We start from the raw sequence: 13,339 nt of genomic DNA, 5'->3' as shown, positions 1-13,339 counted from the left end.
TCACCGCTTGCGCGGCGACCGATGGAAAACGGGCGAGGGTGCGACGGCAGCGCGAGCATGCCGCGGCCGCCGAGCCGTGGTTGTGGCGAGCGTGCCTGTCTTGTTCCTGCGGGATATTGCGAATCGTTCTCAATATTGTCAATGTCGCGCCATGCAGAACATGACCTTGGCCTGGACTCTGTTTTCGACCGCTATCGGCGAGCGGGTCAGAGGTCGTTTTCATGCGGGCCGACTGGCGTTGGTCCGCGAGGGGGCCACACGGCCGGCCCGCCCGCCTATCCGCCGGATGGCCAGTGCGCAGGCCTCGGGGGGCGGGGATCCACGCCAGACACGTCCGCGCCAGGACGTGCCCCGGCCTTCTCACCACCAGCTCCGGTTTCTGATAGGGTCGCGGCGATGTTGATCGGGGCGCGTACCGCCAGCGCGCTTCCGGTAGGTACCGATCAGGCAACCATGACGCACGCATCCGCCAAGAACAACGACGACTTTCCGCAACTGCTGCGACGCGATCCCTCACGTGCGTTCGGCATGGTGCAGGTACAGGCGCTGTCCGGCGACCGTGCATCGCAGCTGGCCTTGGGCCAGATGTTCCTCGAGGGTATTGGTTGCGAGCGCGACGCAGCGGAAGCGCGCTATTGGTTCCAGCACGCGGCGCACCAGGGCGAATCGCTCGCCATGAACATGCTGGGTCGCTGCCTGGAAAACGGCTGGGGTGGTGTTGTCGATCACGCACTCGCCGCCGTGTGGTATCGGGAATCGGCGGAGCATGGTTCGGAGTGGGGCATGTACAACTACGCGCATGCGCTTGCCAACGGGCGCGGCGTGAGCGCCGATCGCGCGGCGGCATTCCACTGGTTCACGCGCGCGGCGGAAGCCGGGCACGGCCGCGCCATGCATTTCCTCGGGCAATACCACGAGCACGGCTGGGAAACGGAGCCCAACGCGGAGCGCGCCCGCGAGCTGTATCGCCGTTCCGCGGAAAAGGGCGACTACCGTGGCCAGTGCAGTTGGGCTTCCGTACTTACCGAGCAGGGGCGCATCGAGGAAGCCTGCGATCTGCTGCGCCACGTGCTTGCCACGGCGCCGGCGTATTTCGTCGAGGCGTTGCGGGAAGAATTGCGCCACTCGCAGCATGCGGAACTGCGAACGCTGGCGGCAACCACGTCCACGTCGGCATAAAAAAACGCACCCCGTCCTTGGACCGGGTGCGCTTCGCGGGTGAGGCGTGAATTCAACGCTCTGGGTTATGCCCAGCCGTTGTCGTCGAATCCGCCATCGTTGCTGTCGTCGAAATCACTGGATGACGAGAAGTCGTTGTTGGAGGCGAAGTCATCGCGATCGCGATGGTCGCTGAGGCGGTCGTTGTTGTCGTCGTTGTAGGTGTTGTTCTCGGTGATGTTCTCGATCACCGTCGGCTGGCCACCGCCGCCGAAGAAGCCGCCACCATGGTGGCCGCCCAGCAGGTTCTCGATGCCATCGAACAGGAACATGCCGCCCGCGACGCCCGCGGCGGTCGTTGCCGCTTGCGAGAGAAAGCTCGGCGCGGCCGCGGCAGGTTGTGCCGGTGCGCTGCCGAAGAGGCGGTCACGCCAGCCCGGCGCGGCCTGTTGGGGCATGGGCTGCTGCGGCGGAACGGGCGGAGGTACAGCGCCCCAGGCCGAGGGCTGGCCGCCGAGGAAGCTGCCGCCGCCCTGCTGCGACGCGAGCTGGGCCTGCAATTGCGCGATCTGCGCCTTGGCGGCATCGAGCGCCTGCTGCTGCAACAGGCTGCGCTGCACCAGCAGATAGAGCGCGTCCGGCTGGGTTGCCAGTCGCTGGCGGATCAGTGCGTCGGCCTGCGGGTCCTTCATCACGCTTCCGGCGGCGGCAAGGCGCTGGAGAAAATCATCGAGTAGCTGTTGTTCTTGCGGTGTCATGACGAGCAAATCTCCAAGAGACGGCGGATGACGAGCACTGTGGCGGTCGTTTTCTTCGGCGTGCAGTGCCAAAAGTGTGCCCGCCTCGCGTGACATCAAGGGCCATGCCGCTGTCGTTTTCCTTGCAGTCAGCGAATGCGCAAGCTCTTTCGATGGCCTCATGCCACGCGGGCCGCGCCACTGCTGACGGGTGTTGTCAGCAATCGTGCGGATAGCCCGCTTTGCATGGTGGGCATCGCAAGAGCCTGCAGGCATCATGTCGCCACTGTTCCATTGCGATGGCCCCATGTCCCCACGTTCCACGATTGGCCCGGTCGCACTGGCGATTGGCGTGCTGTTAATCAGCATGGTGTCGTATCAGTGCGGTGCCTCATTGGCCAAGCATCTGTTTCCGACGGTTGGCGCGCAGGGCGCGACGGCGTATCGACTGGGACTCAGTGCGCTGATCCTGCTGCTATGGCGTCGTCCGTGGCGCCGGCTGGGCGATCGTCCGCATTGGCGTGCGCTATGGGCGTACGGGCTTTCCATGGGCGCGATGAACCTGGTGTTCTACATGTCGCTGCGGACGATCCCGCTCGGCATCGCCGTGGCACTGGAATTCACCGGTCCGCTGGCCTTGGCGGTGTTCAGTTCGCGACGCCTGGTCGATTTTGTGTGGATTGCGCTGGTTATCGTGGGTCTTGCGCTATTGCTGCCCTTGCGCGGAACGGCGCAGGCACTCGATCCGGTTGGCGTGATGTATGCGCTGGCGGCCGGGCTGGGCTGGGCGCTCTACATCGTGTTCGGCAGGCGGGCAGGTGATGCGCATGGCGCAGACGCGGTGACCTGGGGCACATCCATCGGCGCCTTGCTGGCGATTCCCTTCGGTGTGGCACATGCAGGCACTACATTGGTGTCGCCCGCCTTGCTGCCTTACGCGCTGGGTGTGGCGCTGCTCAGTTCGGCGCTGCCTTATTCGCTGGAGATGATGGCGCTCACGCGCTTGCCTGCACGCACTTTCAGCACTTTGTTGAGCCTGGAGCCTGCCGTGGCGGCGGTTGCCGGTGTCGCGTTGCTGGGTGAGCGACTGAGCGCGCTGCAATGGCTCGCGATCGTCGCCATCATCGTGGCGGCAGCGGGCACGGCGTTGAGCGTGCGACGACCCGAAGTGGTCGAACCGCCGCTGGCGAATTGAATCGCGCAAACGTTGCGAGGCGTGGCGTATGCACCGCGCGGCCAATTCGCTGACTCCATCTCAATGCCCTTGATCGGAACGGACCCGTCACATTTGCCCCGTAACAATGGTGTAGCATCGCGTTGCAAGTACTTTCTCGCCTCGCGCGTGATGTGTGGTCACGGCAGCCACACGCTTCGCTCCCTTTCACATGTGCCCCGGTGTTTCGGGGACGCCCCTGGGAGCATCCATGCCAGGTTATTCCACTCGTCACGAACGTGTTCCCGTTGGGGGGCACGTGTATCGCTTGCGCGTTCTCAGCGACAAGCAACAGTTTTCCGACCAGGACGGCCATAGCGCACGACTGGGCATTTCTTCCGCGCAATGGAGCCTGTTCGGCCAGATCTGGCCGTCCGGACGGCTGCTTGCGCAGGCGATGCATCGCTTCGACATCGCCGGCAAGCGCATCCTCGAACTGGGTTGTGGGATCGGGCTGGCCAGCCTCGTATTGCAGCGTCGAGGCGCGGATGTGGTGGCTTCGGACATGCATCCGCTTTCCGAACCATTTCTCGCATACAACTCCGCGCTCAACGAATTGCCTTCGGTGCACTATCGCCAGCTGCGCTGGGATATTCCGCTGCCGACGCTGGGCCACTTCGAGTTGATCATTGCCAGCGATGTTCTCTACGAGCCCGCGCATTCGCCGTTGCTCGCCGCCGTTGTGGAACGCCACGCGGCGTCCAATGCCGAGATTATCGTCACCGATCCGGGGCGCGGCCATAGCGCGCGCTTCAGTCGTCTGCTGGCGGAGCAGGGCTTTGAACTGACGGAAACGCGTTGTCCCATGGACGACCAGGACGCGCCGCCATATCGCGGCCATCTGCTTTATTACTCCCGCGCCAGCAAACCGGTGGTGTCATGACAGAGCTGCGTACTGCTGCGAAAAAGGCTTCCGGCTGCGCCACGTGCGACGCCGTGTGTTGTCGCCTTACCGTGGTTCTGCAACCGGAAGACAAGATTCCTTCCCATCTCACCACGCATTTGCCCAACGGGCTGCACGTGATGAAACACGATGAGGATGGCTGGTGCGTGGCCATCAACAGCACGCGCATGAATTGCGGCATTTACGAAAGCCGGCCTTCGGTGTGTCGCCGCTTCGTGATGAATGGCCCGTATTGCAAGGCGGTGCGTGCCGACTATGTCGAAGAACGCGCTTCCGCAGCTCGGTAGCGATAGTGCTGAGTGTGCGCCTGCATGCTCGACGAGACCCAAGGCAACCGTCAGGTTTGACCTTCCCACCAACGACGCTGTCGACGTTGCCTAGTGCTTTCGTCGCCGGCGATTCACTCCACGAGGACTCCCTTGGCAAAGCCGAACTATTCATTCGAAAAGCGTCAGCGCGAGATCGCGAAGAAGAAACAGCAGGACGAGAAGCAGGCAAAGAAGAAAGCGGCGCGCGACGTGCCTGAGCCGGTCAAGCGCTGACGTTCTTCCAGGCATTCGTGCGCAGCGTTGCCTGGCGCTTGCCGTTTCCGGCAGGCGCCGACGCTCATGGTGCGGCCATGGGGCGTGCAACAGGCCAAAAAAAACCCGGCTCAAGGCCGGGTTTTTCGTCAGGCTGAAACGGAGATCAGACGATCTGCACGTTCTCGGCCTGCAGGCCACGCTGGCCCTGGGTCACGATGAAGGACACGTTCTGGCCTTCCTGCAGGCTCTTGAAGCCCTGCGACTGGATCGCGCGGAAGTGGACGAACACGTCCTCACCGCTCGAACGGCTGATGAAGCCAAAGCCCTTGGCGTCATTGAACCACTTCACGGTACCGGTTTCGACTTGAGACATGATTTGCTCCTTGGAACGAATAAAGCCGCTTAGCGGCGAAAAAGCTGGTCACAAGGAGGAAACGGGTGCAACGGTGTAGGTAACTTCAATCTACAGCATCGGGCCACAATTCGTGGTGACCCTTGAAACTCAGCTCGTGCACAGTAGAGGTCGCCGTCCTAAAAAGCAAATGATTAATGTGTGGCCATTCATTTCGGTCGAGGAATGGATGGTTTGATCAGGCCGCGCGATGCGACTCATCGTTCCTCGTCACGCATGACGTGACTTGACCATGTTTGGTCGAGAGCGACGAGAGAGGAAGGGGGCGGCGGCAGTCGAAGGAGACGCGGCGGAGGCGCTTCAGCGGTGCAATGCCAGCCTGCCGGAAAACCTAACAATCGAGCAGGGAATAGAGAGTATGGTGGTTCGAAGTGTTGGATATCCGAAGCGCTTCAGGGTGCTTCAAGCGTGGGTGGTCAGCACATTCCGGTGAGGGACGGATTCACCAGCCCTCACGAGGTTCCCGCATCCAGGCAATGAGTGATGTTGCCGTTGTTTGTGCCTTGCCTTTGAAAGCGGCGGGTTGTCGTTTCGATCTTCGTCGCTTGCTTCAAGAAGGGTTTGTCTCCGTCAGGGACGCGAAAGTGTGTGCCACACGGACGGGCATTGAGGCTCTTTGGTATCACTGTCTGCACTAAGTCGTTCTGCTCGGTTTTTGCAGTCACCGTTGTGTCCGGCCTCGGCTGGGCACGCATCTGCCACTTTCCAAGGAATTCTCATGAAGCAACCTACTGAGCCCCTTTCTCTGGCACGCATCCACGACGTCTACAGTGGAACTTCCGTCAAGCGGGAGTCGAGTGACAAGAAGCTCAGCTATCAGACGACGCAGCGGTTTGCGAGAGAGGCCGGTCATACCGGTGCGGCTCCCAGTCGCCCGCTCGCACCGAATACGCGGCATCGTCGATAACGACAACGCACCGAGCTGGCAGCGCGCATCACGCGCTTTGCGGCTCATGGCGATGGGGTATGTGCTGTCGTGAGTCCCACGACATGTCGCATGCCCCTTCGTTTTTTTGGGGCAGGCGTGATGCGTGAGGAAAACGCGCTATGGCCAGGAAAAGAATGATCTGGATGAGGTCGGCTTCCTGATCGCCCAAAACAAAACAGCGCTTTAGGCCGCGAGGCTTAAAGCGCTGTTCGTTTTTGTAGATTGGTGGAGCGGAGGAGGATCGAACTCCCGACCTTCGCATTGCGAACGCGACGCTCTCCCAGCTGAGCTACCGCCCCACACGAGCCGTTGATGTTACCAGCGACCTTTGGCCTTCGCCAAGCCCCCGGCATGGCCTCAGGGAAGCAGGCGGCTCAACGGCTCGAACAGGATCTCGCGACGCCAGCCTTCGAGAAATTCCGGCCACTGGGTGGTGACCACGTATTCCTCCAGCACCTTGCGTGGGCAGAGCAGGCCGGCGGGAAGATCCAGTTCGCCGGCGAGTTTGTCCACGCAATCCTTCATGGCGGGCAGGGCGCGCTTCGCCTCACCTTGCGGCGATTCGGGAATGGTCTGGGTGATGGCGATTTCGTCGGCATCGATCGGGCGCTGCAATACAGCCAGGAGTTCGCTGCGCTGTGGTGAACGCAGCGCACGTTGGCCGCGCGTGCGGCTGTCGAGCTCGGCAGCCGTGCGCGGCAGTTGCTGCACCAGGCTCATCACGGCGGCATCTTCGAGCAGCCAGGGGCGCGGTCGGTCGAGCGTGCGTGCGGATTGGTCGCGCCACAGCAGCACGCGACGGAGCAGGGCGCGCTGCTCGGGCCGCCATTCGGACGCGCTGCGGAACGTGCGCTGCGGTTGCGGATCGCCTTCGCGGTAGCAGGCGCGCTGCTTGAGTCGCTCGCAGTCTTCCGCATGCCATGCCATGCGATTGCGTTGCACCAGTCGCTCGGCCAACTGCTCGTGCACGGGTTTCAGATAGACGACGTCCAGGGTGGCGTAGGCGCGTTGTGAATCGGTGAGCGGTCGCTGCAGCCAGTCCGAGCGTGTTTCGCCTTTGTCCAGCTCGGCACCAGTCAGTTCCGCCACCAGTGCGCGATAGCTGATTCCCAGGCCCATGCCCACGAAGGCGGCGGCGATCTGCGTATCGAACAGCTGGCGCGGTCCGTGGGGCAGAAAGGGGGACAAGGCTTCCAGGTCTTCGCTGGCGCTGTGCATGACGGTGACGGCAGCACCTTCGCCGATGAGTGGCTGCAGCGCGTCGCCGATGTCGAACGCCACGGGATCGACCAGCGCGTAGCGGCCGTTCCAGCCCATCTGGATGAGCGCCAGCTGTGGATAGAACGTGTTTCGGCGCATGAACTCGGTATCGAAACCCAGCGCGGCATCGGCCGGGAGTTCCGCCAGCCAGGCCTGCAGGTCGTCGCGCCGCTGGATCCAGACGGCGTCAGGCGCCAGGGAAGATTCTTGATGCATCAGTGATCCTGAGCCAGGACGTGCACGCACGCATTGTCCTGACATCGGTTTGTGCCTATGGTTTAGATCGCCCACCATAGCAGGCTGCCCAGGGACGCCCAACATGCCGAGCAAGGAAACCGTACGACGACAGCGAGCCTTCGGTGGCACCTTGGGTGTCGTCGTGCTGGGGCTTGCGCTCGTCTACCATTTCTTTCCGCGCGTGTTTCATGTCGAGCCGTCGATGAATCCCGCGCATCGCGCGATGAACCTCGGGCCGGCAGCTTCGTTGGCGCCTGCGTCCACGGTGCGATTGCCTGAACCCTCGGAAGTGGATGCGGGCCCGCCGCTCACCCTTGCGCCCACCGACGTGGTGGTGGCGCGGCTCAGCAAGAAGAACACCAACCTTCCCGAGCAGCTGAGCGCGGATACGCCCGAAGTGGAAGCCCTGATCGCACGCGCCGACAAGGCACTCAGGGCGGGGCAGCTCGCTGGCGACGACGGCAGTGCCGTGGCGTTGTACGAGCAGGCACTCAAGCTCAAGCCCGATAGCCGCCGCGCTGCACAAGGACTGTTTGAAGTGCGCGTGCGACTGGTGGCGGAGATCAACCAAAGCCTGGCCGTGGGCGATGCCGATGCCGCCAGCGATCTGCTCGGCACACTCAAGCTCATTCCCGATGCCACCGACGACGTGAACCAGTTGCAGGTCAAGCTGAAGACGCTGTCGCAGGTTCGACCCTTGCTCGCCAAGGCGGCCACCTTGCTGCAGCAAGGGAATGTCGATCAGCCGGCCGGCAACAACGCGCTGGAACTCTATCGGCAGGTGCAGCAGCTGGACCCCGACAACGCCGTCGCGGCACAGGGCACCTTGCAAGTGCAGCGTGCCGTGCTCGACCGTGCCTTGGCTGCCGTGGCGCAGAACGATTTCAAGGCTGCCGATGAAGCGCTAACGGAAGCTTCGCAGATCGCGCCCGAATCTCCGGCGCTGCGTGACGTGCATGGTCGCGTCGACAGCATGCGGCAGGCGCGCGCCAACGGTCTGCTCGGCCAGGCCCGCTCCGCCCTGGACTCGGGCAACCTCACCCTGGCTCAGCAGCTGGCCGAGCAGGCCAAGGCCATCAGTCCCGACCTGGCTGGGCTCACCGAATTCGGCGAGCGCCTTACCAATGCGCGTTTGTATGCCAGCTACAAGCCGGGCCAGGTGTTTACCGACCGGTTCGTGGACATTCCGGGCCAGACGCCGTCCATGGTGGTCATTCCCACCGGCAGCTTCCAGATGGGTGCGCCCGACAATGAAGTGGGACGGGAAGACGACGAGACGCCTCAGCACGAAGTGACCATCGGCAAGGGCTTCGCGCTGTCGCGCACTTCCGTCACGGTGGGGCAGTTCCGCGAATTTGTTCGTGCCAGCGGCTACCAGCCCGATTCGGTGAAGCTGGGCGGCGCCAGCGTGTATGACGAAGCCACCGGCGCGATGCGCGACGACACCAGCGCCGGGTGGCAGGACGACTATGCCGGCAAGAATGCGGACGGCCGGATGCCCGTGGTCAATGTCTCCTGGAACGACGCCAAGGCCTATGTGGACTGGCTGAGCCAGCGCACCGGCAAAACCTATCGGCTGCCCAGCGAGGCGGAGTTCGAATACGCCCTGCGTGCCGGCACCACCTCACGCTACTGGTGGGGTGACGGCACGCCGAGCAGCAAGGTGGAAAATCTCACAGGCTCGGGAGACCGTTCACCCAGTGGCCGACGCTGGAGTAACGCGTTCCAGGGCTATCGCGATGGCTATTGGGGGCCAGCGCCGGTCGGGAGTTTCGCGCCCAACGCCTTTGGCCTCTACGACATCGACGGCAATGTGTCCGAGTGGGTGCAGGACTGCTGGCACGACAGCTACCTGCGGGCGCCTCGTGACGGCAGCGCCTGGGTCAATCCTGGTTGCGGTTCACGCGTCGTCCGTGGTGGTTCGTGGGGCAGCTCGCCGGAGCAGGTGCGCTCGGCGTATCGCCAAGGCGCCGATGCCAGCGTGCGCAGTGGGCGCGTGGGTTTCCGCGTGCTTCGTGAGTTGTAAGTCGCTCACCTTCAAGTGAGATGCCGCGCGTCGCAAGCGGGTCGATATCCTCCGCACGCTCTTGGTTGCCCCGCTTGTGCTGTGCCCCGCGCGAACCGTAAAATGGCCCGCTTTCGTGTAAGGGAATCATCGACTTAGGGGCGGAGCGCCCGGAAGCTGGCGGGGCGGGGCGTAAGGGTTTTTCGACCTGACTATTCCCTTGGGAATCCGACGCTTACGGACACTTCCTCTTAGTAGTTCTGATGCGAAAGTGGCGGAATTGGTAGACGCACTGGATTTAGGTTCCAGCGGGTAACCCCGTGAGGGTTCGAGTCCCTCCTTTCGCACCATCCCTTTGGTTTTTTCTTTTTTGCAGGCGGCCCGGAGCCGCCAGGCGCCTTTGACGGGCGCCCTTACCGGTACACCAGGAGACGTCATGCAGGTTTCGGTTGAAAACGTCGGCAAGCTCGAGCGCAAGCTCACGGTGAAGTTCCCCGCGGAGCGTTTCGAGTCGCAGGTGAATGCTCGCATCGCCGAAATGGGTCGCACCGTGCGTCTCAAGGGCTTCCGTCCGGGCAAGGTGCCGACCGCAGTGATCCAGCAGCGCTTCGGCGACCAGGTCCGCGGTGAGGTGCTTTCCGACCTGATCGGCAGCACGCTGCGCGAAGCCGTCACCCAGGAGAACCTGCGCCCGATCGCCAATCCGTCGATCGACACCACGGGTCGTCCGGTTGAGGGCGAAATCGCCTATACGGCCACCTTCGAAGTGATGCCGGAATTCCCGGAAATCGACGTTTCCACGCTCGCCGTGACCCGCCCGGTGGCCGAAGTGACCGACGCCGACATCGAGAAGATGATCGAAACCCTGCGCCTGCAGCGCCGCAGCTTCGAAGAAGTGGCTCGCGTCTCCGCCGAAGGCGACTTCGTGATGTTCGAATACTCGGCGCAGGCTGGTGACTACCGTTTCCCGGCCGAAGGCCTGGAGCGTGCGGGCAGCGTGCTGGGCTCGGGCAATCTGTTCAAGGCACTGGACGAGGTGCTGACCGGCCGCAAGGCTGACGATGAATTCGCGGCCGACGTCGAGTTCCCGGCCGACTTCCGCAACGAAGGCCTGGCCGGCAAGACGGCCCAATGCCACTTCAAGATCATCAAGGTGCAGGAGCCGAAGCTGCCGGAAGTGAACGGCGAATTCGCCGAACTGTTCGGTATCGTCGATGGCGACCTGGAGAAGTTCCGCAAGGAAGTGCGCGCCAACCTCGAGCGCGAGCTGAAGGCCACCCTGATGGCCCGCCTGAAGTCCGAAGTTGCTGAAAAGCTGGCCGATTCGCACCCGGATCTGGACGTGCCGAACGTGATGGTGCAGTCCGAGGCCCAGGCTCTGGCCCAGAACAGCATCCCGCGCGGCCAGCAGGTTCCGCCGCAGCTGATCGAGGCCGCCACGCCGGTCGCCCGCAAGCGTGTCATCGCCGGTCTGCTGATGGGTGAGATTGCCCGCAAGCAGGCCCTGGTGATCGACCGCAGCCGCGTGGCCGAGCAGCTGGCCGCCATCGCCTCGACCTACGAGGAGCCGGAGAAGGTCATTGAACTCTACAATCGCGATCCCCAATTGATGTCTGGGCTGCAGAACCGCGTGATGGAAGACCAGGTGGCAGAGTGGGTGGCAGATCACGCCTCCACCACTGTCCAGAACCTGGGTTTCGACGAGGTGATGCGCCCGGTCAACGCCTGAGGCATTCTTCAGGCCAATACACCGGAGAGCGACACGCATGGCTATGGATCCGATCCAAAACCTCAACCTGGTACCGATCGTCGTTGAGCAAACCGCTCGCGGCGAGCGCTCGTACGACATCTATTCGCGCCTCCTGAAGGAGCGCGTGATCTTCCTTGTCGGCGAGGTGAACGATCAGGTGGCCAACCTGCTGGTCGCGCAGATGCTGTTCCTGGAGTCCGAGAATCCGGACAAGGACATCCATCTCTATATCAACAGCCCGGGCGGTGCCGTCACCGCCGGGTTGGCGATCTACGACACCATGCAGTTCATCAAGCCCGACGTCAGCACCATGTGCATCGGCCAGGCCTGCAGCGCCGCGTCGCTGCTGCTGATGGCCGGCGCCAAGGGCAAGCGTTACTCGCTGCCCAACTCGCGCGTGATGATCCACCAGCCGTCGGGCGGTGCCCGCGGCCAGGCGACCGACATCGAGATCCAGGCCCAGGAAATCCTGTACCTGCGCCGCCGCCTGAACGACATCTACGTTCAGCATACGGGTCAGCCGCTGGACAAGATCGAGCGGGACATGGAGCGTGACCGCTTCATGAGCGCCGAGGCTGCCATGGAATATGGTCTTATTGACCAGGTCCTCGACCGCCGCGCCGTCGAAACGGTGAAATCGGCCTGATTTCAGCCACCTGGTACCAGGTTTGCAAGCTGTTCCGCGTCTCGCTGCAGACGCGGAACGCTGTGCTATTCTCAAACCGCAATCGATTTATCAGCAGGATCCAGGCATGAGCGACGATCGGCAGGGCCGTTCCAACGACAGCGGTAAGATTCTCTACTGCTCCTTCTGCGGCAAGAGCCAGCATGAAGTGCGCAAGCTGATCGCGGGCCCGTCCGTGTTCATTTGCGACGAGTGCGTAGAGCTGTGCAACGACATCATTCGCGAAGAGCTTGAGGAAAAGGCCGCCTCCGGGCGCAGCCAGCTGCCCAAGCCCCGCGAGATCATGGAAACGCTTGACCAGTACGTGGTCGGCCAGACGCGCGCCAAGAAGGCGCTCGCCGTTGCCGTGTACAACCACTACAAGCGCATGGAGTCGCGTCAGAAGAGCGACGACGTCGAGCTGGGCAAGTCCAACATCCTCCTGATCGGCCCGACCGGCTCGGGCAAGACGCTGCTGGCCGAAACGCTGGCGCGCCTGCTCAACGTGCCGTTCACCATCGCCGACGCCACCACGCTGACCGAAGCCGGTTACGTGGGCGAGGACGTGGAAAACATCATCCAGAAGCTGCTGCAGAAGTGCGACTACGACGTCGACAAGGCGCAGTCGGGCATCGTGTACATCGACGAAATCGACAAGATTTCGCGCAAGAGCGAAAACCCGTCCATCACGCGTGACGTGTCCGGCGAAGGCGTGCAGCAGGCGCTGCTGAAGCTCATCGAAGGCACGCTGGCGTCGGTGCCGCCGCAGGGCGGTCGCAAGCATCCGCAGCAGGAATTTCTGCAGGTGGACACCAAGAACATCCTCTTCATCTGCGGTGGTGCATTCGCAGGCCTGGAGAAGGTGATCCAGCAGCGCTCCGAGACGACGGGCATCGGCTTCTCGGCCGAGGTTCGCAGCAAGGAGCGCAGGGAAAATCTTGGCAAGGTGCTGTCCGACGTGGAGCCGTCCGATCTGGTGCGCTATGGCCTGATCCCGGAATTCGTCGGTCGCCTGCCGGTGGTCGCTACGCTCGACGAGCTCGACGAGCCGGCGCTGGTGAAGATCCTCACCGAGCCGAAGAACGCGGTCACCAAGCAGTTCAAGAAGTTGTTCGAAATGGAAGGCGTGGAGCTCGAGTTCCGCCCGGAAGCACTGCAGGCGATTGCCCGCAAGGCGCTCAAGCGCAAGACCGGCGCACGCGGTCTGCGCACCATTCTTGAACAGGTACTGCTGGACACTATGTACGAGCTGCCGTCGCTGGAGCACGTGAGCAAGGTGGTGGTGGACGATGCCGTCATTGAAGGCCAGGCCGAGCCGTATCTGATCTATCGCGGCAACCTCAAGCAGCCGCGCGCAGCGGGTGAGGGTGGCGACGCCGCCTGAGCAGTTCAAGCGCGACAGTGACTTGAATGGCCCTGGCAGAAATGCCGGGGCCATTTTGTTTTTGTGGTCCGTCATGCACTTGAGTGCATGGCCAAAAGCCACCACTTGACGTACAGATGCACCCGGCGCAGTGTCGGTGCAAAGACGAATTCATCACGAGAGA

12 protein-coding genes and 2 tRNA genes are annotated in these 13,339 nt (G+C 62.9%); 10 read left to right on the top strand and 4 right to left on the bottom strand.

What is annotated here, in order from left to right:
* Window positions 1-453: 453 nt before the first annotated feature.
* Complete coding sequence (locus ABIC75_RS03035; RefSeq protein WP_354012377.1) at window positions 454-1,179, top strand: tetratricopeptide repeat protein; 726 nt, start codon at window positions 454-456, stop codon at window positions 1,177-1,179.
* Between the two features lie 65 nt (window positions 1,180-1,244).
* Here the strand turns inward: ABIC75_RS03035 and ABIC75_RS03030 are convergent, their stop codons facing one another.
* Window positions 1,245-1,916 carry a DUF2076 family protein gene (locus ABIC75_RS03030; RefSeq protein WP_354012376.1) on the bottom strand — a complete coding sequence of 224 codons (672 nt, stop codon included), beginning with the start codon at window positions 1,914-1,916 and terminating at the stop codon, window positions 1,245-1,247.
* A 286-nt stretch (window positions 1,917-2,202) separates the two neighbouring features.
* On the opposite strand from ABIC75_RS03030, the gene ABIC75_RS03025 reads away from it, so the two are divergent.
* The 4 genes from ABIC75_RS03025 (at window position 2,203) to ABIC75_RS03010 (ending at window position 4,554) form a co-directional block, all read left to right on the top strand.
* A complete protein-coding gene (locus ABIC75_RS03025; protein ID WP_354012375.1) occupies window positions 2,203-3,090 on the top strand; it encodes an EamA family transporter in 888 nt (295 codons plus the stop codon).
* A 229-nt stretch (window positions 3,091-3,319) separates the two neighbouring features.
* Window positions 3,320-3,991, top strand: coding sequence for a class I SAM-dependent methyltransferase (locus tag ABIC75_RS03020; protein WP_354012374.1), 672 nt, complete (start codon window positions 3,320-3,322; stop codon window positions 3,989-3,991).
* Complete coding sequence (locus ABIC75_RS03015; protein WP_354012373.1) at window positions 3,988-4,299, top strand: YkgJ family cysteine cluster protein; 312 nt, start codon at window positions 3,988-3,990, stop codon at window positions 4,297-4,299. The genes ABIC75_RS03020 and ABIC75_RS03015 overlap by 4 nt, the downstream gene beginning before the upstream one ends.
* Before the next feature lie 132 nt (window positions 4,300-4,431).
* Window positions 4,432-4,554: a hypothetical protein gene (locus ABIC75_RS03010; RefSeq protein WP_354012372.1), complete on the top strand. Its 123-nt coding sequence runs from the start codon at window positions 4,432-4,434 to the stop codon at window positions 4,552-4,554.
* A gap of 145 nt (window positions 4,555-4,699) precedes the next feature.
* Here ABIC75_RS03010 and ABIC75_RS03005 read toward each other — a convergent pair whose 3' ends face one another.
* The 3 genes from ABIC75_RS03005 to rnd form a co-directional block, all read right to left on the bottom strand.
* Window positions 4,700-4,909: a cold-shock protein gene (locus ABIC75_RS03005; RefSeq protein ID WP_121879590.1), complete on the bottom strand. Its 210-nt coding sequence runs from the start codon at window positions 4,907-4,909 to the stop codon at window positions 4,700-4,702.
* A gap of 1,190 nt (window positions 4,910-6,099) precedes the next feature.
* Window positions 6,100-6,175: transfer RNA gene (locus ABIC75_RS03000), tRNA-Ala, on the bottom strand.
* Window positions 6,176-6,233: 58 nt separating this feature from the next.
* Window positions 6,234-7,352 carry a ribonuclease D gene (rnd, locus tag ABIC75_RS02995; RefSeq protein WP_354012371.1) on the bottom strand — a complete coding sequence of 373 codons (1,119 nt, stop codon included), beginning with the start codon at window positions 7,350-7,352 and terminating at the stop codon, window positions 6,234-6,236.
* Window positions 7,353-7,455: 103 nt separating this feature from the next.
* Here rnd and ABIC75_RS02990 point away from each other — a divergent pair, with 103 nt between their 5' ends.
* From ABIC75_RS02990 to clpX, 5 genes are all read left to right on the top strand, one after another.
* Window positions 7,456-9,399 (top strand): SUMF1/EgtB/PvdO family nonheme iron enzyme, encoded by a 1,944-nt coding sequence (locus ABIC75_RS02990; RefSeq protein ID WP_354012370.1) that lies wholly within the window; start codon window positions 7,456-7,458, stop codon window positions 9,397-9,399.
* A gap of 244 nt (window positions 9,400-9,643) precedes the next feature.
* Window positions 9,644-9,728: transfer RNA gene (locus ABIC75_RS02985), tRNA-Leu, on the top strand.
* An 86-nt stretch (window positions 9,729-9,814) separates the two neighbouring features.
* Window positions 9,815-11,107 carry a trigger factor gene (gene tig, locus ABIC75_RS02980; protein ID WP_354012369.1) on the top strand — a complete coding sequence of 431 codons (1,293 nt, stop codon included), beginning with the start codon at window positions 9,815-9,817 and terminating at the stop codon, window positions 11,105-11,107.
* A 37-nt stretch (window positions 11,108-11,144) separates the two neighbouring features.
* Window positions 11,145-11,774 carry an ATP-dependent Clp endopeptidase proteolytic subunit ClpP gene (gene clpP / locus ABIC75_RS02975; protein ID WP_354012368.1) on the top strand — a complete coding sequence of 210 codons (630 nt, stop codon included), beginning with the start codon at window positions 11,145-11,147 and terminating at the stop codon, window positions 11,772-11,774.
* Window positions 11,775-11,880: 106 nt separating this feature from the next.
* Complete coding sequence (clpX, locus tag ABIC75_RS02970; protein WP_354012367.1) at window positions 11,881-13,176, top strand: ATP-dependent Clp protease ATP-binding subunit ClpX; 1,296 nt, start codon at window positions 11,881-11,883, stop codon at window positions 13,174-13,176.
* The last annotated feature ends 163 nt before the right edge of the window (window positions 13,177-13,339 follow it).

Origin of the sequence: Dyella japonica (assembly GCF_040545895.1) — a bacterium.
In the GTDB taxonomy this organism is placed as follows: Bacteria; Pseudomonadota; Gammaproteobacteria; order Xanthomonadales; family Rhodanobacteraceae; genus Dyella; species Dyella japonica_D.
Note: the sequence above shows the minus strand (reverse complement) of the source record. Positions and strands in the feature narration are given on the sequence as shown.